22 protein-coding genes, 2 pseudogenes and 1 riboswitch are annotated in these 21,136 nt (G+C 72.7%); of the genes and pseudogenes, 14 read left to right on the top strand and 10 right to left on the bottom strand.

Annotation, left to right across the window (positions count from 1 at the left end):
• Nucleotides 1–316: DUF6299 family protein (locus ABD207_RS15150; RefSeq protein ID WP_344013309.1), on the top strand; the 316-nt coding region annotated here is incomplete at its 5' end.
• 214 nt (nucleotides 317–530) lie between these two features.
• Here ABD207_RS15150 and ABD207_RS15155 read toward each other — a convergent pair.
• The 5 genes from ABD207_RS15155 to ABD207_RS15175 form a co-directional block, all read right to left on the bottom strand.
• Nucleotides 531–1,589, bottom strand: a complete 1,059-nt coding sequence (locus ABD207_RS15155; RefSeq protein WP_344013311.1) for a PucR family transcriptional regulator — start codon at nucleotides 1,587–1,589, stop codon at nucleotides 531–533.
• Nucleotides 1,590–1,796: 207 nt separating this feature from the next.
• Nucleotides 1,797–2,642 carry an energy-coupling factor ABC transporter ATP-binding protein gene (locus ABD207_RS15160; RefSeq protein ID WP_344013313.1) on the bottom strand — a complete coding sequence of 282 codons (846 nt, stop codon included), beginning with the start codon at nucleotides 2,640–2,642 and terminating at the stop codon, nucleotides 1,797–1,799.
• On the bottom strand, nucleotides 2,639–3,388 hold the full coding sequence (gene cbiQ, locus ABD207_RS15165; protein WP_344013314.1) for a cobalt ECF transporter T component CbiQ: 750 nt from the start codon (nucleotides 3,386–3,388) through the stop codon (nucleotides 2,639–2,641). The genes ABD207_RS15160 and cbiQ overlap by 4 nt, the downstream gene beginning before the upstream one ends.
• A gap of 6 nt (nucleotides 3,389–3,394) precedes the next feature.
• On the bottom strand, nucleotides 3,395–3,778 hold the full coding sequence (locus ABD207_RS15170) for an energy-coupling factor ABC transporter substrate-binding protein (protein ID WP_344013315.1): 384 nt from the start codon (nucleotides 3,776–3,778) through the stop codon (nucleotides 3,395–3,397).
• On the bottom strand, nucleotides 3,775–4,482 hold the full coding sequence (locus tag ABD207_RS15175; protein ID WP_344013316.1) for an energy-coupling factor ABC transporter permease: 708 nt from the start codon (nucleotides 4,480–4,482) through the stop codon (nucleotides 3,775–3,777). The genes ABD207_RS15170 and ABD207_RS15175 overlap by 4 nt, the downstream gene beginning before the upstream one ends.
• 30 nt (nucleotides 4,483–4,512) lie before the next feature.
• Nucleotides 4,513–4,693, bottom strand: a riboswitch (cobalamin riboswitch).
• Between the two features lie 39 nt (nucleotides 4,694–4,732).
• On the opposite strand from ABD207_RS15175, the pseudogene ABD207_RS15180 reads away from it, so the two are divergent.
• A pseudogene (locus ABD207_RS15180) lies at nucleotides 4,733–5,023 on the top strand (beta-ketoacyl synthase N-terminal-like domain-containing protein); the annotation flags it as partial.
• Between the two features lie 38 nt (nucleotides 5,024–5,061).
• A complete protein-coding gene (locus tag ABD207_RS15185) occupies nucleotides 5,062–5,406 on the top strand; it encodes a hypothetical protein (RefSeq protein ID WP_344013318.1) in 345 nt (114 codons plus the stop codon).
• A gap of 20 nt (nucleotides 5,407–5,426) precedes the next feature.
• Here ABD207_RS15185 and ABD207_RS15190 read toward each other — a convergent pair whose 3' ends face one another.
• Nucleotides 5,427–6,161 (bottom strand): hypothetical protein, encoded by a 735-nt coding sequence (locus ABD207_RS15190; protein ID WP_344013320.1) that lies wholly within the window; start codon nucleotides 6,159–6,161, stop codon nucleotides 5,427–5,429.
• Nucleotides 6,162–6,243: 82 nt separating this feature from the next.
• Between ABD207_RS15190 and ABD207_RS15195 the strand changes: the two genes are divergently transcribed.
• Entirely contained in the window at nucleotides 6,244–6,387 is a 144-nt protein-coding gene (locus ABD207_RS15195) for a hypothetical protein (protein WP_344013629.1), read from the top strand.
• A 56-nt stretch (nucleotides 6,388–6,443) separates the two neighbouring features.
• On the opposite strand, the gene ABD207_RS15200 is transcribed toward ABD207_RS15195, so the two are convergent.
• Nucleotides 6,444–6,791 (bottom strand): DUF1330 domain-containing protein, encoded by a 348-nt coding sequence (locus ABD207_RS15200; protein ID WP_343998062.1) that lies wholly within the window; start codon nucleotides 6,789–6,791, stop codon nucleotides 6,444–6,446.
• A 239-nt stretch (nucleotides 6,792–7,030) separates the two neighbouring features.
• On the opposite strand from ABD207_RS15200, the gene ABD207_RS15205 reads away from it, so the two are divergent.
• Nucleotides 7,031–8,980, top strand: a complete 1,950-nt coding sequence (locus tag ABD207_RS15205; RefSeq protein ID WP_344013322.1) for a PAS domain S-box protein — start codon at nucleotides 7,031–7,033, stop codon at nucleotides 8,978–8,980.
• A 122-nt stretch (nucleotides 8,981–9,102) separates the two neighbouring features.
• On the opposite strand, the gene ABD207_RS15210 is transcribed toward ABD207_RS15205, so the two are convergent.
• Entirely contained in the window at nucleotides 9,103–9,789 is a 687-nt protein-coding gene (locus ABD207_RS15210) for an NADPH-dependent F420 reductase (protein WP_344013324.1), read from the bottom strand.
• Between the two features lie 907 nt (nucleotides 9,790–10,696).
• Here ABD207_RS15210 and ABD207_RS15215 point away from each other — a divergent pair.
• Both ABD207_RS15215 and ABD207_RS15220 read left to right on the top strand, forming a co-directional pair.
• Nucleotides 10,697–10,822 carry a hypothetical protein gene (locus ABD207_RS15215; RefSeq protein WP_344013326.1) on the top strand — a complete coding sequence of 42 codons (126 nt, stop codon included), beginning with the start codon at nucleotides 10,697–10,699 and terminating at the stop codon, nucleotides 10,820–10,822.
• The gene (locus ABD207_RS15220; RefSeq protein ID WP_344013327.1) at nucleotides 10,819–11,430 is read left to right on the top strand and encodes a hypothetical protein; all 612 of its coding nucleotides are present in this window, start codon (nucleotides 10,819–10,821) and stop codon (nucleotides 11,428–11,430) included. The genes ABD207_RS15215 and ABD207_RS15220 overlap by 4 nt, the downstream gene beginning before the upstream one ends.
• Nucleotides 11,431–11,646: 216 nt before the next feature.
• Here the strand turns inward: ABD207_RS15220 and ABD207_RS15225 are convergent, their stop codons facing one another.
• Both ABD207_RS15225 and ABD207_RS15230 read right to left on the bottom strand, forming a co-directional pair.
• Nucleotides 11,647–11,940, bottom strand: a complete 294-nt coding sequence (locus tag ABD207_RS15225; protein ID WP_344013328.1) for a hypothetical protein — start codon at nucleotides 11,938–11,940, stop codon at nucleotides 11,647–11,649.
• Between the two features lie 73 nt (nucleotides 11,941–12,013).
• Nucleotides 12,014–12,379, bottom strand: coding sequence for a hypothetical protein (locus ABD207_RS15230; protein ID WP_344013329.1), 366 nt, complete (start codon nucleotides 12,377–12,379; stop codon nucleotides 12,014–12,016).
• A gap of 366 nt (nucleotides 12,380–12,745) precedes the next feature.
• On the opposite strand from ABD207_RS15230, the gene ABD207_RS15235 reads away from it, so the two are divergent.
• The 7 genes and pseudogenes from ABD207_RS15235 to ABD207_RS15265 all read left to right on the top strand — a co-directional run.
• Nucleotides 12,746–14,575, top strand: a complete 1,830-nt coding sequence (locus tag ABD207_RS15235; RefSeq protein ID WP_344013331.1) for a hydrogenase maturation protein — start codon at nucleotides 12,746–12,748, stop codon at nucleotides 14,573–14,575.
• A 58-nt stretch (nucleotides 14,576–14,633) separates the two neighbouring features.
• Entirely contained in the window at nucleotides 14,634–15,722 is a 1,089-nt protein-coding gene (locus ABD207_RS15240) for an NADH-quinone oxidoreductase subunit B family protein (RefSeq protein WP_344013333.1), read from the top strand.
• A gap of 75 nt (nucleotides 15,723–15,797) precedes the next feature.
• Nucleotides 15,798–17,576, top strand: a complete 1,779-nt coding sequence (locus ABD207_RS15245) for a nickel-dependent hydrogenase large subunit (RefSeq protein WP_344013335.1) — start codon at nucleotides 15,798–15,800, stop codon at nucleotides 17,574–17,576.
• Nucleotides 17,573–18,166 carry a hypothetical protein gene (locus ABD207_RS15250; RefSeq protein ID WP_344013336.1) on the top strand — a complete coding sequence of 198 codons (594 nt, stop codon included), beginning with the start codon at nucleotides 17,573–17,575 and terminating at the stop codon, nucleotides 18,164–18,166. The genes ABD207_RS15245 and ABD207_RS15250 overlap by 4 nt, the downstream gene beginning before the upstream one ends.
• 563 nt (nucleotides 18,167–18,729) lie before the next feature.
• Nucleotides 18,730–19,347 (top strand): DUF5947 family protein, encoded by a 618-nt coding sequence (locus tag ABD207_RS15255; RefSeq protein WP_344013613.1) that lies wholly within the window; start codon nucleotides 18,730–18,732, stop codon nucleotides 19,345–19,347.
• On the top strand, nucleotides 19,344–19,982 hold the full coding sequence (locus tag ABD207_RS15260) for a DUF6084 family protein (protein ID WP_344013338.1): 639 nt from the start codon (nucleotides 19,344–19,346) through the stop codon (nucleotides 19,980–19,982). Before ABD207_RS15255 ends, ABD207_RS15260 begins: the two co-directional genes overlap by 4 nt.
• A pseudogene (locus ABD207_RS15265) lies at nucleotides 19,979–21,136 on the top strand (hypothetical protein); the annotation flags it as partial. The gene ABD207_RS15260 and the pseudogene ABD207_RS15265, both read left to right, overlap by 4 nt.

Consider the following 21,136-nt stretch of genomic DNA (forward strand, 5'->3'; position numbering starts at 1 on the left):
CGGCCGCATCACCGGCGACGGCAAGGTCACCCTCTCCGGCACCTACCGCTGCACCGGCGCCACCGGCCCGGCCTTCGTCAGCTCCTCCGTCCACCAGGGCAGCTCCACGGTCCGCTACGGCATCGGCGGCACCCGGGCCGTGTGCGACGGCACCCTGCGCACCTGGAAGAACACCGGCTCGGTGCACGCCGACACCGTGCGGCCGGGCAAGGTGGAGGTCGAGGCCACGATCACCGAGCTGCGCTCCTTCGCCGGCCTGCCGCTTCCGGTCATCCACGCCGTCCAGAAGAAGGGCGTCGAGCTGAAGGCAGCCTGACGGGGGCGGCTACGGACGCCTGATGGCCCGGCGCGCCGCAGGGCGGGCCGCCTGACGGAGGTTGCTGGGGACCCTGACGGCCCGGCATACCGCCGGGCGGGCTGCTTGCCGATGCCTGACGGCCTGGCACGCCGCCGGACGGGCCGCCTGACGGATGCCTGACGGATGTGGGGCGGCCCGGCCGCCGATCGGCGCTGCACCGGGCCGGCCGCGCTCACTCCCCGTCGGCCGGCCAGCCCAGCAGACGTGCGCCGATGACCGCGGTCTGCAGCATGTACCGCTGGGCCGGGTCGGCGGGATTGGCGCCGGTGAGCTTGTGGATGCGCTCCAGGCGGTAGGTCAGGGCCCGCACGCTCAGCGACAGCCGCCGGGCGGCCTCGGCGGCGACGCAGCCGGAGTCGAAGTAGGCGGTCAGGGTGTCGAGCAGCGGCCGGGCACCGCCGCGGGCCTTGGTGAGCGGACCGAGGGCGTGGTGCACCAGGTCGGTCATGGCCTGCCGGTCGCGCGCGAGCACCGGGTAGACCAGCAGGTCGGCCGCGTGCAGCACCGGGTCGTCCAGCTCCAGCCGCTCGGCGATCTCCAGCGCGCTCAAGGCCTCCTTGTAGGACTGCACCACCCCGCCCGGCCCGCTGTGCGCCCGCCCGATGGCCACCTGGCCGCCGTCGGTGGCGGCGTGCGCCTGCTTGGCGAAGACCGTGAGCATTTCCTTCTGGTGTCCGGGCGCGATGCACAGCAGCCGCCCGTCCTTGGTGCTGAGCAGCACATGGCGGTCGCCGAAACGGGCGATCAGCGCACGCTCCACCTGGCGGGGAACGGCGTCGCCCTCGTCGTAGGCGGCGGGGCCGCGGGCCACCGCCACGGCGTGCGCGTGGGACAGGCGCAGGCCGAAGCGTTCGGCGCGCTCGGCGAGCCGGCCCAGGTCGCTGCGGCCGTAGAGCAGGTCGTCGATGAACTCCCGGCGCGCCGCAACCTCCTGGCGCACCGCCAGCCGCTGGGCGCGCTCGTAGCCCTCGGCGAAGGCGTCCACCGCCTGCTGGACGGCGGCCAGCGCGTCGTCCACCGAAGCATTGCCGCGCGGCCAGGCCGTGCGGGCGGCGGACAGATGGGCGCGGACCAGGGCACGCATCCCGTAGCCGGCCTCCGCGGCCCGCTCGCCCAGCGCCCGGCGGGCGGAGAGCTCGTCCCGGGTCAGGCGCCGGCCGGTGGCGGCCACATCGGCGAGCAGACGGGCGTACCCCTCGAGATACTGCTCCGGAATCTCCCGCTCCACCATGCTCCCCCGGCCCCCCGTGATCCTGACGCCCGTGTGACGCCCCCGGCCTCCCACCGGCAGGCTGACCCTAATGAACTCTGCCGGAATCCGGCAATGCGGCCCGGGCCGGTGAGCGGGCACCATGGGCGCGGGGAGCACGGGGGAGGTTCCGGTTCCCGGCACCGGCAGATGCCGGGAACCGGAGCCGCGCTGCGGAGGGCCCCGCACTCATCGGCCGGTGGCGTGTGCCGCGGCCAGCGCGGCCAGCTCCTCCGGTGTCCGGGGCCCGGCCCCGTCCGCCGGCCACCCGTGCGCACGCAGCAGCTGCCCCACCGCGACCCCCCACGGCAGCCGCAGCCCCGCCTCCGCCAGCAGATCGGCCCGGGCCAGCAGCTCACCGGCCGGACCGGTGCGCACCCCCGACGGGGTGAGCAGCGCGGCGTCGTCGGCCCAGCGCAGCGCGAGGTCCACGTCATGGGTGGCCATCACCACCGTCGTGCCGCCCGCCCGCAGCCGGCCGAGCGTGGCCAGCAGCCTCTCCTGGCCGTCGGGATCGAGACCGGCGGTCGGCTCGTCCAGGATCAGCACCCGGGGCCGCATGGCGACGGCGCCCGCGATCGCGGTCCGCTTGCGCTGCCCGTAGGACAGCAGATGGGTGGGCCGGTCGGCGAGGTGGGAGATGTCGAGGGCGGCCAGCGCCCCGGCCACCCGGGCGCGCACCTCCTCGTCCGGCAGCCCGAGGTTCAGCGGCCCGAACGACACGTCCTGGCCGACGGACGCGGCGAAGAGCTGGTCGTCGGGGTCCTGCACCACCAGCTGCACGGTGGTCCGCAGCCGGGTCAGCCCCTTGCGGTCGTGACGCACCGGCCGGCCCTCGACGGTCAACTCGCCCTCCAGCGGGCGCAGTCCGCCGCTGAGCAGGCGCATCAGCGTGGTCTTGCCGCTGCCGTTGCGCCCCAGCAGCGCCAGCGCGCGGCCCTCGGGGACCTCGAAGTCGAGGCCGCTGAGTACCAGCGGCCCGTCCTCGTAGGCGAACGACGCGCCCCGCAGGGCGACCAGGGCCGGTTCGGTCACGACAGGGGCCTTTCCAGGACGTGGGTGAGGGCGGTCAGCGCCGCCAGCAGGGCGAGGCTCGCGGCCGTGAAGCGGACGGAGACGCGCGCCTCGGGGACCAGCACCCGCAGGGTGCCGTCGTAGCCGCGCCCGGCGAGTCCCGCCTGGAGCCGGGCCGCCCGGTCGAAGGACCGGACGAACGCGGTGGCGCCGAGACCGCCGAGCGAACGCCAGGCGGCCGCGCGGGTGGTGTGCCCCAGCCGGCTCGCCTGCGCCTCCCGGATCCGCCGCACCGAGTCGAGCAGCAGAAAGCTCATGCGGTACGTCACCAGCGCCACGTCCACCAGCGGAGCCGGCACCCCGGCCCGGACCAGGCGGGGCAGCAGATCGGACACGGGGGTGGTGAAGGCGAACAGCAGCACGCCCAGCGAGGCGGCCGAGGTGCGCAGCAGCAACTCCCCGGCGCGCAGCGGCCCGTCGTCGGCGAGCGCCAGGAAACCGCCGGGCCCGCCCACCTGCACCAGCAGGGTGAGCGCCCCGGTGACACAGAAGCCCAGCGGCACCCGGTAGGCGCGCCACAGCCGCCGCGCCGGCACGCCCGCAGGACCCAGCAGCACGGCGAGCGCGGCCGCGATCACCAGCACCGCGCCCGGCCACGGCGGCAGCGAGATCGCCAGCACCGTCAGGCCAAGACCGAGCACCGCCTTGTCCACGGGATGCCGGCGGCGCCAGCGACTGCTGTGCGCCGCCGCGTCGATCGGCAGCACGCCCGGTCAGCTCCGCGGCCGGGACGCGGTCTCGTCGCCGCCGCCCCCGTCGCCCGCGGGCTCGTGCTCCGGTTCGGTGCGGGCCAGCGCCCTGGCCTCGCCCTGGCGGCGGCCCCGCCGCAGACCGAAGTAGTAGGCAAGGACCCCGGCGCCGATCGCGGCCTGCAGGGCGAACAGGGCCGACTCGATCTCGGCGGACGGAGGCTCGTACAGCGGGGAGAACCACGGCTCGTAGCCGGGGTCCAGCTCGGTGATGGCGGTCTCCGCCTCCCCGTCCGCCCCGGCGAACGGCTCCTCCTTGTGGTCGCCGAGCCCGAGCGCCAGCGGCAGCACCGCGAGCGCGGCCACCGCGAGCAGCAGCAGAAGGTTGATCCGGGTGCTGCGCTTCACCGGGCCACCGCCTTCCGCTCCGCGGTGCGGGCGGACCCCGCCCCGGCCACCAGCACGCCCAGCCGGGTCAGTTCGCCCTTGCTGGACTGCACCAGCATCCGCATCACCAGCACGGTCAGCAGCCCCTCGCTGACCGCCAGCGGGATCTGCGTCACCGCGAAGATGGACCCGAACTTGCCGAGCGCGCCCAGGAATCCGCTGCCCGGGTCCGGGAAGGCCAGCGCCAGCTGCACGCTGGTCACGCAGTACGTCGACAGGTCGGCGAGGAACGCGCCGCAGAACACGGCGGCCATCAGCGGCACGTCGCAGCGCCGCAGCAGCCGGTACACGGCGTAACCGGCCCAGGGTCCGACGACCGCCATGGAGAAGACGTTGGCGCCCAGCGTGGTCAGGCCGCCGTGGGCGAGCAGCAGCGACTGGAACAGCAGGGTGATGGTGCCCAGCACCGCCATCACCGGCGGCCGGAACAGGATCGCGCCCAGCCCGGTACCGGTGGGATGGGAGCAACTCCCGGTCACCGAGGGCAGTTTCAGCGCCGACAGAACGAAGGTGAAGGCTCCCGACGCGCCAAGCAGCAGCGTGCTCTCGGGGTGTTCCCTCACTTCACGGATGAGCGACCGGGCTCCGTGGATCACGAACGGCGCGGATGCGGCGCCCCAGGCGACCGCGTGCGCCGGCGGCAGAAAACCCTCGGCTATGTGCATGGCTCAGCAGACCCTCTCCAGCACCTCGTGGATGGTTGACGTGCCTTGGCCGGTCTCCTGGCTGACGGGTACCACCGCCCGTGCTCCGCCTTCCCGGGTCCCAAGACCCAGTGGCTGTCCGTGAGGACCGGAGCCGGACTTCCCGATCACAGTGGCGAGGGCCGCACCGGCATCACACCGGTTTCCCGTCACCAAGGCGTGGTGACAGTAGTTCGCGTCACGGCCCGGTGACAAGCCGCCACCGGGGCGCGTGGAGTTCGCCGGCAGGGCGGGGCTGGCCGCCGACGGCCGCTGCAAGGCGTTCTCCGACGACGCCGACGGCACCGGCTGGTCCGAGCGCGTCGGCGTGCTGGTGCTGCAGCGGCTGTCCGACGCCCGCCGCGAGGGACGCCGGGTGCTGGCCGTGCGGTGCGGCAGCGCCGTCAACCAGGACGGCGAGAGCAACGGCCTCACCGCACCCAACGGCCCCTCCCAGGAACGCGTCATCCGCCACGCCCTCGCCTCCGCCGGGCTCACCCCGGCCGAGGTCGACGCGGTCGATACGGCGACGCCGGAGCGGCCTTCACCCTCTTCATCTCGGTGCTCGGCACCAGCATGGTGCAGCTGTACGGCAGCGAGGAGCTGAAGGCGCGCCATCTGAAGCCCATGGCCGCCGGGGGCACGTTCTGCGCCACCCTGGGGAGCGAACGGGCCGCCGGCATCGAACTCGGCCGCATCGAGCCCGTGGTGTCCGAGGAGGGCGGCGAACTGGTCGTCACCGGGGAGAAGTCCCCCGGGGGTGCCCAGAGGACGCCCAGGGAGGCGCACTCGGGGTCCGGGATCCACCAGCGGGCGACGTGCCCGTCCTGCCCCGGCACGGCGGGCGAGACTGAAAAGGTCCCGGCGAGTGCAGGAAGCGCCGTCGCACCGCTGCCGCGTCCGTGACAGGTTGCTGCCGCCGCCCGTCAGGCGCAGCCGTGGCGCCAGTTCCAGCCGGCGAAGGTGTGCCGCGCCTCCACGTCGAAGCGGCATGAGGCGGTGCCGTCGGCGGCGAGGTCCACGTAGGAGTGATGGGTGTTGGCGTACCAGGAGCCGGTCGGGTCGAAGATGCCCCGGTAGCCGAAGTCCGCGTGCGCCTCGGTGCGGGAGACCGCGCAGTCGGCGCTGCAGTCGGTGTCGCTGCGGGCCGAGACCAGCGACCAGCCGGCGTTCCACGGCTCGCGGTTGAACTGCTGGGTGGCCCCGGTCGAAGCGGCCGCGACCCGGCTGCCGCCGGTGGTCCACTCGGAGGCCGTGTACAGGCCGGTCATCCGGATGTTGCAGCAGTCGTACATCTCGTTCCAGCTCGACACCCGGTGAGTGCCGTCCGCCTTCGCGCCGGACGTCGCCTTCGCGCCGGACGTCGCCTTCGCGCCGGACGCTGCCTTCTTCGTGCCGGACGCCGCCGCCATGGTCCGGGCCGCCGCGCCCTCGGCCTTGCCGGCCGGCACCATCCGCACCGTGCCGTACCGGGCCGTGCAGACCGCGCCGATCGACACCTCCCGCTCCACCGCCATCCCCGCGGGCGGCACCGGCAGTGAGCCCGTCAGCCGCAGCGTGCCGCAGGACCGCTCGGTGGGCCGTGCCTCGTCGCCGCCGGCCGCCCGTGCGGCGGGCGCCATAACGGTGAGCACGGCGGCGAGCATCGTGCCGAGAGCCATTCGGATACGCAATTCCCGTTCCTTTCAGAAAAGTTCGACGCGGACCATTCCGGAAGGAAAACGCACCGCCCTGTTCCGCAGCGTGCCGGACGGCCGGCGGGTGCTGAACGTCCTCGACAACGCCCGCTCGTTCTCCCAGATCCGCCCGCTGCTGCCGGGCACCCCCCGCTGCTGCGTCCTGGTCACCAGCCGCGGCAGCACGGGCGGGCAACGGCATGGCCGGTGACTACGCCCTCGTGCCCCTCCAGCTCGGCGACCGGGACCGCCTCACCCGGTGTCGTCTCACCCGACGTCGAGGCTCTCCCGCACGGCCTGGGCCGTGACCTTCGGGTCGTAGTCCTCGGGGACGCCCTCGACCAGGACGATGTCGGCCTCGCTGTGCCGGGTGCGCAGCGGGGCGATCTCCCGGTAGGCGGGGGAGCTCCACCACGCCCGCGCCTCGGCGATCCCCGGAAAGGCGATCATCACGACATTCCCGGGCCAGTCCCCCTCCACCACCTCGTGCTGCCTGCCGTGCACCAGGAAACGACCGCCGTACGGCTCGAAGGTGCCCTGGATGCGCTCGATGTACTCGGCGACGTCCGCATGCGGCGTGACCCGGTGCAGCCGGGCGATGGCGTAGGCGGTCATGGTGCCCCTCCGGTCGATCGGTCGGTCGGAATCCGTATGCCGCCGATCATGGCAGCAACCGCACAGGCGGTCGATTACCTTTCGGGTCATGGACCCCGAGTGACCATTCGCTGCCCCCGCCGCTCACCGAACCGTCAGGTTCGGCCCCATAGCGACAGTTGGCGACAAGCCCGCGTGGCCGGCGTCCGTGCGCGCTGGGATGGGCCCTTACCACTGGCGGCAGCACGGCTGGGTCCGACATGAAGAACAAGACCGACGCGACGGCCATCTGTCCCGTCGCCGCCCGGGAACCGGGCACCCAGGTGATCCCCGCGCAGCCCGGCGCGCCGGGAACCGCGGAGGAGCGTTTCCGCGGGCTGCTGGAAGCGGCACCGGACGCCATGGTCATCGTCGACGACACGGGAACCATCAAGCTGGTCAACGCCCAGACCGAGGCGCTCTTCGGCTACCGGCGCGAGGAACTCCTCGGCCAGTCCGTCGAACTGCTCGTCCCGCACCGGCTGCGCGGTCACCACACGCAGCACCGCAGCGCTTACGCCGCGAACCGGCAGGTCCGTCCCATGGGGGCCGGGCTGGACCTGTACGGACTGCGCCGGGACGGCAGCGAGTTCCCGGTCGAGATCAGCCTCAGCCCCCTGGAGACCACCGAAGGGCTGCTCGTGTCGGCCGCCGTGCGCGACGTCAGCGACCGCAAGGCCGCCGAGGAGCGCATCAGCGAACTGGCCTCGCTGGTGGAGTCCTCCCAGGACGCCATCCTCGCCAAGACGCTCGACGGGTACATCACCTACTGGAACACGGCCGCCCAGCGGCTGTACGGATACACGGCCGCCGAGGCGACGGGCCGGCATGTGTCCCTGCTCGCCCCGGACGACCGGCACGAGGAGGTCACCGCGCTGCTCAGCCGCCTGCGGCGCGGTGAGAAGGTGGAGCACTTCGAGACCCTGCGCGTCACCAAGAGCGGCGCCCTGCTGGACGTCGACGTCACCGTGTGGCCGCGGCGGGCCCCGGACGGCACGGTCATCGGCGCCTGCGCCATCGTCCGCGACATCAGCGACCGCAAGCGGGCCGAGGCGAAGCTGACCGAGCTGTACGAACAGCAGCGCCATGTCGCCCTCACCCTGCAGCGCAGCCTGATGGGCACGCCGCCCGCCGTCCCCGAACTCGTCACCGCCAGCCGCTACCGGCCCGCCACCCAGGGCGCCGGGGTGGGCGGCGACTGGTTCGACCTCGTCCCGCTCGGCGCCGGCCGGGTCGGTGTCCTGATCGGCGATGTGATGGGCCGCGGCCTGGAGGCGGCCGCCGTGATGGGTCAACTGCGCTCGGCGGCCCACGCGTTGGCCAAGACCGGCATGCAGCCCCGGCGGCTGATGCAGACCCTGGACACCTGCGTGGCCGACCTGGACGTCCCCGACCAGCTGGTCACCTGCTGCTACCTGGTCGTCGCCGCCGACGAGGGCGAGGTGACCCTGTGCTCCGCCGGCCACCTCCCGGTCCTGGTCGCCGCGCCCGGTGAGGCGGCACGTCCGCTGCCCGCCTCGGTGAACGCACCCCTCGGCGTCGGCGACGTCCTGTACGAGCAGTCCACGTCCCCGGTCCCGCCCGGCGCGACCCTGGTGCTGTACACCGACGGCCTGATAGAGACCCCCGACTGCGACATCGAGGACCGGATCCGCCAGCTGACGTCCACCTGCGGCTCGCTGCTCACCACCCGCACACCGAGCCTGGACACGGCGGCCGACCGCATCCTGTCCACGCTGCGCCCGGACGCCGAGGGGCACGACGACGACGTCACCCTCCTGCTGGTCCAGCTGCCCGCGGCGCCCCTCGCCTCCGCCACGACGGCACTGCCCGCCCGCCCCGAGTCCGTGCACGAGGGGCGTTCCTTCCTCGCCAAGACCCTCGCCGCATGGGGCTGCCAGGAGAAGACCGACGACGCACGGCTCCTCGTGTCCGAGCTGCTCACCAATGCGGTGCAGCACGGCCGCGGGCCCATCACCCTGCATGTGTGCCGCACCGCCGCGGAACTCACGGTCGAGGTGAGCGACGGCAGTTGTCATCTGCCGGAACCCCGTCGTGCCGAGGAGGACGAGGAGTCCGGCCGCGGCCTCAATCTGGTCCGCATGCTCGCGGACAGCTGGGGCGCCCGCCCCACCGACGAGGGGAAGCGCACCTGGTTCACCCTGCGGTGACCGGCGGTCAGACCCTGCGGTGACCGGTGGTCAGACCCTGCGGTGACCGGTGGTCAGACCCTGCGGTGACCGGTGGTCAGACCCTGCGGTGACCGGTGGTCAGACCCTGCGGTGACCGGCGGTCAGGCGCGGGCGATGTGGAAGTTGAAGTCCGGGTGGCCGAACGCTCCGAACAGGCGCAGCCACATCGGCAGCAGCATCTCGGCACCGCGGGCGGTGGTGATGTCGCCGAGGTCCAGCACGGCGGACCGTGGCCAGCCGAAGGAGAGCAGCAGCTCGGTCACCTGCTCCTTGGCGGCGGCGTCGTCGCCCGAGACGAACGCGTTGTGCTCGCCCGGCACACGGGAGGGATCGACCATGATCCGGCAGTTCATGGTGTTGAGGGTCTTGACGACCTTCGCCTCGGGGAAGGCCCGCTGGATCTGCTCGGCGAGGCTGTCGGTGTTGACCGGGTTCAGCACCGGCGGCATTCCGGCGGAGGCGTCCAGCGGGTTGGCGACGTCGATCAGCACCTTGCCCGCGAGGTTGTCCGCGCCCGCGGCGGTCAGGGCCGCGAGACTGGCGCCGCCCGAGGTCGCGTTGACCACGGCCTGCGCCTGCGAGGCGGCCTCGGCGTAGGGCGCGGGCCGCACCTCGGGGTGAGCCGTGTGCCATTCGGCGAAGGGCGGGTTGCCCATGGGGTCGGGCCCGGTGCGGGCGAGGGTCGCCTGCACGTCACGGGTGCCGATCAGGGCCTGGTGGCCGAGCGCGGCGAGTCTGGCGGCGATGGTCCGGCCTACGATGCCGGTGCCGAGGACGGCGTAGCGCATGAGCGGATCCTTTCCGGTCGCGGAACGCCCCGTGGCGTCCGCGTGCCACGGGAGAGAAGCGGCGGGCTTCTCAACGCAGTGTCCGGACCGCGACGCGGCTCCAAGCGGTCCGACACGCACCGGTCGGCTCCCCGACACGCACCGGTCGGCTCCCCGGCACGCACCGGTCGGCTCCCCGGCACGCACTGGTCGGCTCCCCGGCACGCACTGGTCGGCTCCCCGGCACGCACCGGTCGGCTCCCCGGCACGCACTGGTCGGCTCCCTGGCACACGCCGGTCGGCTCCCTGGCACACGCCGGTCGGCTCCCCGGCACACGCCGGCCGGCTTCCCGATCCGCCCCCCGGTCGGCCCCCTCGCCCCAGGCCGAGCGGCCCTCGCCCCAGGCCGAGCGGCCCTCGCCCCAGGCCGAGCGGCCCTCGCCCCGGGCCGAGCGGCCCTCGCGCCGGGCACCCTGCGCGCATGAAGACGTCGTTTCGTTCGGCGTGATCGCTCGTCGGGCCGTGCATGACTGCTCTGGTGGAGCGGTTGGTTCCGGACGAGTGGGTGCTGTTCCGTGCAGGGGCCCGGGGCGGTGGCCGCCCGCTGCCGCGAGGTGGACAGGGTTACCGCGGGTCGCGGAGTGGCTGCGGCTGAGATGTCCGCCCGGATGTGTCCCAAAACTGCGGTGCATGTCCGTTGTTGTGCATGTCAAGATCGCCGCATGAGGAAGATCATCGCATTACCGGCCGCTGTCCTTTGCGCTGCTTTTCTCCTGTCCGGCGCTTCCCCCGCGCAGGCCAAGCCGAATCCGGCGATGCCGGACCCGTTCGACAAGCGAGTCCGGTGCACGTCGACTGATGCCGGGAGTACGACGGCGTTGCCATCAAGACCGGCGGCCAGCCCGCACAGGTCACATTCACTGTGATCGTGCAGTACACGCGCAAGACGAAGGACGGAAGGTACGACGCCGTCAAGGGGCAGAAGATAGGTGTCATCAACGCCTTCTGCCGCAACCAGCCGCACAACAAGTGTCCCGGATGGATGAACAAGTGACGGATCCCGAAGACCGGGATCAGCAGGCGGCTGTCAGCCGTCTGCTGCTCTACTACCTCAACGCGCCCCTCGCCGAGGACTGGCACCTGCGTGGTGTCCTGCCCGCCCCGGGCGCCGTACGCATCGCCGTCCATGCCGGGGACGACGAGGACGGCGCCACGTTCCTGTACGAGATCCCTCACGACGTTGTAGCCCCCTACTACATCCCCGGAATCCTGCGCACCGTGCTGAAAGGCACGCAGCTCTACAGCAGCAGCGACATCAGCGAGGCCATGGGGATGACCGTCGTCCGCCTCCGGCCCGAGGAGATCACCCCGGACCCCGAACCCGAAGAGGGTCAGGTGCTCACTGTCGTGCGGGCGCTGTCCGACCCCGGCGACGAGGAAAACCCTTTCCTGGTCGGTTTTCTGATGTGTGGTCATGCAGTGCTGCGCCTGTATGTGCAGCGGCCCGATCAGCCCGGCATCATCGGCGTCGACATCCGGCTGACCAACGCACCCACGGCGCTGATCGCCGCTCTTCCCAGCCTGATCACGGAAGAGCAGTACCAGCAGCCCGCCGGTGACGACCCGCACTGCGATCTGCTCGTCGACCTGACGGACTGGTAGCAGGCCCGCTCTCACAGTATGCGCACCCGCATATCAGGTCGGTGCTGCTGCCGTCGTCGGATGGTCATTGCCGGTCATGGGCGGGGCCCGGCGGCGGCCTCAGGGCCGCTCCGGGCTGCTCACGGACGCCTGTGCCCGTGCCGCCGGGTGATCCGCTCCCTGGGCCCAGTGATCATGAACGGTCCACCTCCGGTCACCATGGCGTGGAGCGTCCGGTCACCATGGCGAGGAGCGTCCGGTCACCATGGCGTGGAGCGTCCGGTCACCATGGCGAGGAGCGTGCGGCGAGGTCACGGACCCGTCCTGGCCGATGTCCGTCTTGTTCCAGCCGGCCGCGATGACGATCCGCACACCGAGCCCCTGCCGCCGGCGCGGGGGAGCGGGAATCTGGGGCTTCCAGCTGCGGCCGGAGCCGCCCGACGCGACGCGCCTGGTCGTCCGTACGCGCGGCGTGCCCGGCCGCTCCGGCTCACCCGGCCGGTCGATCTGCTGCTCCGGGAGCCCGCGCACTGGATGATGCGGGCCCGCCAGTTGCACAACCTGCGCACCCGGCTCGCCGCGAGCGCATGACGCAGGTGCCCGGTCAGGAGTCGTCCTCCGGGTCGACGCCCGTGAACTCCGAGGCGTCCTTGCTGCCGGCGGGGCGCCCGGAAGGGCCCCTGCGCTCGGTGTCCCGCTTGCCCTGCTGAGGCTCGGCGCCGTACTCCTCGCCGCGCCGGGTGTCGCTCTTCGCCACGTCGCCGGGGACGGAGGTGCGTTCCTCCTTCGACGGTTCGCGCCCCGCTCCGCGCGACGGCGCGTGCTCCTCCGGGTGGAAGGAGCGGTGGGCGCTGGGGTTGTCCTGCTGTCGCTGCTCGTCGACGTCGGGCGACCAGCCGTGGTGCTCCGAGCCCTGGTGACGGCTGGGCCCGTGATCGTCCGACTGTCGTGACTCGTGCCTCCTGGCCATGTGCCGACCTGCCTGTCCGCTGTCGTGTCCTGCGCGCTCTGCGCGTCCTGCCTGTCATCGAGGGCACACCTCGCGCGTCCGGACACCCCGGGTTCCCCTCAGTGGACATATCAGTCATATCGGCCAGACCGCCGCGCGGAGCCCGGCCCGCCGCACGCAGCCCGGCCCGCCGCACGAGCAGCCCCGGGTTCGTCACCCGCCCGTCACACGCCCGCAGCCTTCCATGTGGCGGGAAGCGCGCCTCGTACGAGTGATGAACGGGATTCATTGCCGCGGCCCCGGGGCCTGGATACCGGACGATCGCAGCCCGTGGCCCAGCCGCCCGCGCCGCAACCCGGAAGACCCGGGAGACCCGGAAGATTCGACATGCGCATCCTGCTCATCGCCAGTGCCTACAACAGCCTCACGCAGCGCGTGCACGCCGAGCTCCGCGACCGCGCCCACACCGTCGCCGTCGAGGTGACCGCCACGGGCGACGACGTGCGCGCCGCCGTCGAGCGGCACGCGCCCGATCTCGTCCTGGCCCCGATGCTGAAGACGGTCGTCCCGCGTGACGTGTGGACCAGGCACACCTGCCTGATCGTCCATCCGGGCCCCGTGGGCGACCGCGGCCCGTCCTCCCTCGACTGGGCGCTCCAGGAGGGCGCCGCGGAGTGGGGTGTCACCGTGCTGCAGGCCGAGGCGGAGATGGACGCCGGGCCGGTGTGGGCGACGGCCGGCTTCCCCGTGCCGCCGGGGGCCGGCAAGAGCGACCTGTACCGCAACGAGCTGGCGGACGCGGCCCTCGACGCCGTGCTGACGGCGGTGGAGAGGTTCGCCTCCGGCACCTTCACCCCCGCCGGCCAGCGCACCCTGCCGAGCGCCCCCGGGGCCCGCACCCGGCCCCCGATGCGCCAGGAGACGCGCCGGATCGCGTGGGCCGAGGACACCACCGAGACGGTTCTGCGCAAGCTCCGGGCCGCCGATTCCCAGCCCGGCGTGCTGGACACGCTGCTCGGCGGCGCATGGTTCCTGCACGGCGGCCACGCCGAGCACCGGCTGCGCGGCCGCCCCGGCGAGCTGCTGGCGACCCGTGCGGGCGCCGTCTGCCGGGCGACGACGGACGGCGCGGTGTGGATCCCGGAGCTGCGGCAGCGCAGCCGCCCCGGTGAGCCGCGCGCCTGCAAGCTGCCCGCCACCCTGGCCCTGGCCGGGCGCCTGCCCCGGCTGCCGGAGGCGCCCCTGCCGGTGCTGCCATGCGCCAAGGACACCGAGGACACCAAGGACACCAAGAACACCAAGAACACCAAGGACACCGAGGACACCAAGGACACCGAGGGCACCTGGTCGGACATCCGCTACCAGGAGCACGGACCGGTCGGCGTGCTGTCCTTCTCGTTCCCGGGCGGCGCCATGTCCACCGGCCACTGCCGGCGCCTGCTGGCCGCCTACCGGGCCGCGCTGGAGCGGCCCACCACGGTCCTGGTGCTCGGCGGCGCCCGGGACTTCTTCTCCAACGGCATCCACCTGGGCGTCATCGAGGCCGCACCCGACCCGGCGGCCGAGTCCTGGGCCAACATCAACGCCATGAACGACCTGGTCGAGGCCGTTCTGACCACCACGGACCGGCTGGTCGTCGCCGCGCTCGGCGGCAACGCGGCCGCCGGCGGGGTCATGCTGGCCCTCGCGGCGGACGAGGTGTGGTGCCGCTCCGGTTCCGTGCTCAATCCGCACTACCGGCTGATGGGCCTGTACGGCTCGGAGTACTGGACGTACAGCCTGCCCCGCCGGGTCGGTCCCGCGGCGGCCGAGCGGCTGATGACGCAGGCGCTGCCGGTCAGCGCCGCCAGGGCCGTGGAACTGGGTCTGGCCGACCGGCTCGTCGAGTGTGCTCCGGCCCGTTTCACGGCCGAGGTCACCCGACTGGCCGAACTCTGGGCGGCTTCTCCCGGGGCGCCCGCACGGCTCGCCGAGAAGAAGGCCGAGAGCGAGCGGCGGGAGGCCCTCACTCCGCTGGCGGCGGTCCGCGCGCGAGAACTCGACCGCATGCGAAGGATCTTTTTCGACCCCGCATCGCCGTACCACGCGCTGCGCCGGGCGTTCGTCCGCAAGCAGGCCGCTTCCGTACGCGAGCAGACCGCGTCCGTGCACGAGCGGTCCGCGTCGTCCGAGCGCATCGGCTCCGCTGCGAAGGCGGAGCAGGTGGCCGACTCTTAGCAGGGAACCCCAGGGGCCGACGCATCGGCTCTGCCGCATTCCTCCCCAGGAGGCATCGATGAACGCAGCAACCCCGGCCACGAGCGAGGCGCCGGACACCTCTGGCGCGGTCGGCACGGACGACAAGCCGATCCACATCCTCTGGATCAACGCGGGCCTGAGTTGCGACGGAGACTCGGTCGCCCTGACGGCCGCCATGCAGCCCAGCATCGAGGAGATCGCCCTGGGCGCGCTGCCCGGGCTGCCGAAGATCGCCGTGCACTGGCCGCTGATCGACTTCGAGTGCGGCCCGGTCGGAGGGGCGGACACGTTCATCGAGTGGTTCTTCAAGGGCGAACGAGGCGAGATCGACCCCTTCGTCCTGGTGATCGAGGGGTCCATCCCCAACGAGGAGATCAAGCCGGAGGGCTACTGGTGCGGCTTCGGCGACAACCCGGAGACCGGCCAGCCCATCACCACCAGCGAGTGGATCGACCGGCTGGCGCCCAAGGCGCTCGCCGTCGTCGCGATCGGCACCTGCGCCACCTACGGCGGCATCCACGCCATGGCCGGCAACCCCACCGGCGCCATGGGCGTGCCCGACTACCTGGGCTGGGACTGGAAGTCCAAGGCGGGCATCCCCATCGTCTGCGTGCCGGGCTGCCCCATCCAGCCCGACAACTTCGCCGAGACCCTCACCTACCTGCTCTACCAGGCCGCCGGCTCGGCGCCGATGATCCCGCTGGACGACAAGCTCCGCCCCACCTGGCTGTTCGGGGCGACCGTGCACGAGGGCTGCGACCGGGCCGGCTACTACGAGCAGGGCCAGTTCGCGCTGTCGTACGACTCGCCGCAGTGCCTGGTGAAGATCGGCTGCTGGGGGCCGGTCGTGAAGTGCAATGTGCCCAAGCGCGGCTGGATGAACGGGATCGGCGGCTGCCCGAACGTGGGCGGCATCTGCATCGCCTGCACCATGCCCGGCTTCCCCGACAAGTTCATGCCGTTCATGGACGAGCCCCCCGGCGCCAAGCTCTCCAGCACCGGCAGCCGCGCCTACGGCGCGCTGGTCCGCCGGCTGCGCTCCATCACGGCCGACACCGTGGACAAGGAACCCAAGTGGCGCCACACCGGCCGGAAGATCACCACCGGCTACCGCCCGCCGTGGTGAGGCCCCCGCACCCGATCACCGTCGGCACTCCCCCCGCTCGCACACCCCGACCGACCGAAGGGCAGCACAGACACGATGGCGACGACGACCACCGGTGACAGCACCGGCCTGGTGGAGATGGCGTGGGACCCGATCACCCGGATCGTGGGCAGCCTCGGCATCCACACGAAGATCGACTTCAAGCAGAAGCAGGTGGCGGAGTGCTACAGCACCTCGTCGGTGTTCCGCGGCTACAGCGTCTTCATGCGCGGCAAGGACCCGCGCGACGCGCACTTCATCACCAGCCGCATCTGCGGCATCTGCGGCGACAACCACGCCACCTGCTCGGTGTACACGCAGAACATGGCCTACGGGGTGAAGCCCCCGCACCTCGGTGAATGGATCATCAACCTCGGCGAGGCCGCCGAGTACATGTTCGACCACAACATTTTTCAGGAGAACCTGGTCGGGGTCGACTACTGCGAGAAGATGGTCCGCGAGACCAACCCGGGCGTTCTCGAACTCGCCGAGCGCACCGAGGCCCCGCACGCCGCCGAGCACGGCTACCGCACCATCGCCGACATCATGCGCTCCCTCAACCCGCTGGAGGGCGAGTTCTACCGGGAGGCGCTCCAGGTCAGCCGGTACACGCGGGAGATGTTCTGCCTGATGGAGGGCCGCCATGTGCACCCCTCCACGCTGTACCCGGGCGGCGTCGGCACCGTCGCCTCCGTGCAGCTCTTCACGGACTACCTGAGCCGCCTGATGCGCTACGTCGAGTTCATGAAGCGGGTCGTGCCGCTCCACGACGACCTGTTCGACTTCTTCTACGAGGCGCTGCCCGGCTACGAGAACGTCGGCCGCCGCCGGGTGATGCTCGGCTGCTGGGGCGCGCTCAACGACCCGGAGTACTGCGACTTCACCTACGCCAACATGACCGACTGGGGCCGGCGCATGTTCGTCACCCCGGGCGTGATCGTGGACGGCAAACTGGTCACCAACGACCTGACCGAGATCAACCTCGGCATCCGCATCCTGCTGGGCAGCTCCTACTACGAGGACTGGGAGGGCCAGGAGCAGTTCGTCACCCGGGACCCGCTCGGCAACCCGGTCGACCCGCGCCACCCGTGGAACCAGCACACCCTCCCCGCCCCGCAGAAGCGGAACTTCGACGACAAGTACAGCTGGGTGATGTCGCCGAGGTGGTTCGACGGCAAGGACCACCTGGCGCTCGACACCGGCGGCGGCCCCATCGCCCGGCTGTGGTCCACCGCCCTGTCCGGGCTGGTCGACATCGGCTACGTCAAGGCGACCGGGCACAGCGTCGTCATCAACCTGCCGCGCACCCTGACCAAGCCCGAGACCACCTTCGAGTGGAAGATCCCGCAGTGGAGCAACGCCCTGGAGCGCAACCGCGCCCGCACCTACTTCCAGGCGTACTCGGCCGCCGTCGCCCTGCACTTCGCGGAGAAGGGCCTGGAGGAGGTGCGCGCCGGACGCACCCAGACCTGGGAGAAGTTCGAGGTCCCCGACGAGTCGATCGGCGTCGGCTTCACCGAGGCGGTGCGCGGCGTGCTCTCCCACCACCTGGTCATCCGCGACGGGAAGATCGCCAACTACCACCCGTACCCGCCCACCCCGTGGAACGCCTCCGTCCGCGACAGCTACGGCACGCCGGGCCCCTACGAGGACGCGGTGCAGAACACGCCCATCTTCGAGGAGAACCCGCCGGAGAACTTCAAGGGCATCGACATCATGCGCACCGTGCGCAGCTTCGACCCGTGCCTGCCGTGCGGTGTCCACATGTACGTGGGCGGAGGCAGGACGGTGAAGAGCATGCACGTCCCCACCGGCCTGAGCGGCCTGGCCGGATGAGCGGCGCGCAGGGCGCGGCGGACCGCGGCACGGTGAGCGCCGAGGCGGCCGGGCGCATGGTCGAGGAGGTGCTCGACCGGCTCGCCGAGAGCGGCGACCCCGCCGCGTGCGAGGCCGCGGAGGAACTCGTCCGGGTGCTCATGCAGTTCTACGGCGCCGGCCTCGCCCGCATCGTGGAGCTGCTGGGGCGTCTCCCCGGCGCACCGGGCGAACAGGCCCTCACCGCGCTGCTCGACGACGAAGTGGTGGCGAGCCTGCTGGTGCTGCACGACCTGCACCCGGCCGACGTGGAGCCCCGCATCGCCCGGGCACTGGACGCCGTGCCGTACCCCGTGGAGAACGCCGGCTTCGACACGGACTCGGGCGCCCTGCGGCTGCGGCTCACCGGATCGGCCGGCTGCGGCTGCGGCAGCACCCGCGAGGCCGTGGAACAGGCGGCCCGGGACGCCCTGGCCGGCCTGGCCCCGGAGGTCACCGAGGTGCGGCTGGACGCGGACACGGCCCGCGAGCCGGTACTGCTGCAGATCGGGTCGGGGCCGCCCGGCGCGCTGAGCACGAGCGGCCGCCCGCCGGCCGGCCGGGCCTCGTGAGCGGCGCACCGAGCGCCGAGCGGCCCGCGTACGGCTCCGGCACCGACGGGAGTGCATACGGCTCCGGCGTTGAGCGGCCCGCGTACGGCTCCGGCACCGAGAGGAGTTCGCACGGCCCCGGCGTCGACAGGAGTGCGTACGGTTCCGGTGCCGACGCGAGTGCGTACGGCTCCGGCGTTGAGCGGCCCGCGTACGGCTCCGGCACCGAGAGGAGTTCGCACGGCCCCGGCGTCGACAGGAGTGCGTACGGTTCCGGTGCCGACGCGAGTGCGTACGGTTCCGGTGCCGACGCGAGTGCGTACGGTTCCGGTGCCGACGGGAGTGCATACGGCTCCGGCGTCGAGCGGTCCGACGGCTCCGGCGCCGAGAGGAGTTCGCACGGCCCCGGCGTCGACAGGAGGGCGTACGGCTCCGGCGTCGAGCGGCCCGCGTACGGCTCCGGCGTCGAGAAGAGCGCGTACGGCTCCGGCTCCGACAGGAGCGTCCATGGCCCCCGCACCGCCCGGACCACCCCCGCCCCGGGTGACCGGCGGCACGGCCCCGGTGCCGCCCGGCCGGGCGGTCTGGCGCGGTTCCTGGCCGCCCGCGCTCCCCGCGAGGAGCGCTGCGAGCTGTGCGCGACGCCGCTGCCCGGCGAGCGCCACCGGCATCTCGTCGACACCGAACGGCGGTCCCTGGCCTGCGCCTGCGATCCGTGCGCCCAGGTGCTGGAACGCCCGGGCGCGGCCGGCGGGCGCTTCCGCACCGTCCCCGGCCGCTGTCTGACCGACTCGGCGCACGGCATCGACGAGGGGACCTGGGAGCGGCTGGGCATCCCGGTGGGTGTCGTCTTCCTGTTCCGCAACTCCGCGCTCGGCCGCACGGTCGCCTTCTACCCGAGCCCGGCCGGGGCGACCGAGAGCGAACTGGACCCGGAGACCTGGCAGTCGGTGCTCGGCGGCTCCCTGCTCGCCCGGCTCCTCGAAGCCGACGTGGAAGCGCTGCTGCTGCGCAAGCACGAGGGCCGCGTGGAGTGCCATCTGGTGCCGATCGACATCTGCTACGAGCTGGTGGGCCGCATGCGCCTGCACTGGCAGGGCTTCGACGGCGGTGCCGAGGCACACGCCGAACTGGCCGCCTTCTTCGCCCATGTCCGCGAGCGGGCCCGCGACGCCCGTCAACCGCGCAGGAGTCACGCGTGACCGAGTTCGCCTTCAGCTGCACCGGCGTGCGCGCCGACCCGTACGCGGCCGGCCCCACCCTGGTGTTCCGGCTGCGCGTCACCTCGTCCCCGGACACCCGGGTGCACGCGCTGGCGCTGCGCTGCCAGATCCGCATCGAACCCGCCCGGCGCGCCTACGACGACACCGAGGCGGCGGCCCTGGGCGACCTCTTCGGCGAACGCTCCCGGTGGGGGAGCAGCCTCAAGCCCGTGCAGTTCGCCCAAGTCCAGCTGATGGTGCAGGGCTTCACCGGCGAGACGGAGGCCGACCTGCCGGTGCCCTGCACCTACGACATGGACATCGCCTCCACCCGCTACTTCCACGCACTCGACGACAGCGACGTACCCCTGCTGATGCTGTTCTCCGGCACCGCCTTCACCGGCGCCGGCGGCTTCCACGTCGAGCCGGTCCCCTGGGACCGGGAGGCCACCTTCCGGATGCCGGTGAAGATCTGGCGGGAGATGATCGAGCAGCACTTCCCGGGCTCGGCCTGGGTGCGGCTGCCCCGGGACACCATGGACGCGCTGCTCGCCTACCGCTCCGGTCAGGCGCTGCCCTCCTGGGAGGCGACCGTGGACCGGCTGCTGGCGGCGGCCGGGGAGGGGGCACCGTGACCACGACACCCCTGACGGCGTTCCCCCCGGCGACCGAGAACCGCCTGGCCGTCGCCCGTCAGGTCGCCGACGCCGTGCTCTTCGAGGGATACGTGCTGTACCCGTACCGGGCGTCGGCCGCGAAGAACCGGCTGCGCTGGCAGTTCGGGGTGCTGGTGCCGCCGTCGTGGACCACCGCGGCCGACGAGCACGACTTCCAGCACACCGAACTGCTGATGGAGCCCCGGCGCGGCGCGGCCCTCGCCGTCGAGGTGCGCTTCCTGCACGCCCAGCGGCGCACGGTCCAGCGGGCCCTGCCGGACGGCCGGTTCGGGACCGTGCCCGAACTCCGCCTCGACGACCGGGTCCTGGTGCCCTGGGACGAGGGCACCGAGGAGCAGGTCCGCTTCACCGTCCCGGTGGAGGAACTGACCGGCCCCGGCCTGGAGTTGCCCTTCTCCCGTCCCGCGGCCGAGGAGACCGAGCCGGTCGAGGACGCCGAAGGACGGGTCGTGGGACGGCTGGTGCGGCGCCGTGAGGACATCGCCGGCCGCGTGCGCCTGTCGGCGGAGCCTCTGGGCGGGCCGTACACCACGCAGCGCCTGACCCTCGTGGTGGAGAACACCAGCACCTGGCTGCCGGCCGAGAGCGAGGACCGCGACGCCGCGCTGCTGCGCTCCCTGGTCGCCACGCACACCCTGCTGTGCCTGGACACCGGCGCCTTCCTGTCGCTGACCGACCCCCCGGAGTGGGCCGCGCCCGCGGTCACGGGCTGCCGCAATCTGCACACCTGGCCGGTGCTGGCCGGGGAGCCGGACTCCCGCGACCTGGTGCTCTCCTCACCGATCATCCTCGAGGACCATCCGGCCATCGCCCCCGAGAGCCCCGGCGTCCTGTACGACGCCACGGAGATCGACGAGATCCTGGCGCTGCGCACCGCGGCGCTCACCGACGAGGAGAAGCGGGAGGCCAGGGGCACCGACCCCCGGGCCGCCGCGGTGATCGACCTGGCCGACTCGATGCCTCCCGAGGTGCTGGATCGCCTGCACGGCGCGGTGCGCGGCCTGCGCGAGATCACCACGCCGGGCGCGCCCGCGCCGTACTCCTCCGGAGCCGAGGAGGTTCCGGTCTTCCGCGAGAGCGCCGCCCCGGCCGGCGGGCCGGCGGCGGGGGCC

Origin of the sequence: Streptomyces thermospinosisporus (assembly GCF_039526425.1) — a bacterium.
GTDB classification, from domain to species: domain Bacteria; phylum Actinomycetota; class Actinomycetes; order Streptomycetales; family Streptomycetaceae; genus Streptomyces; species Streptomyces thermocarboxydovorans.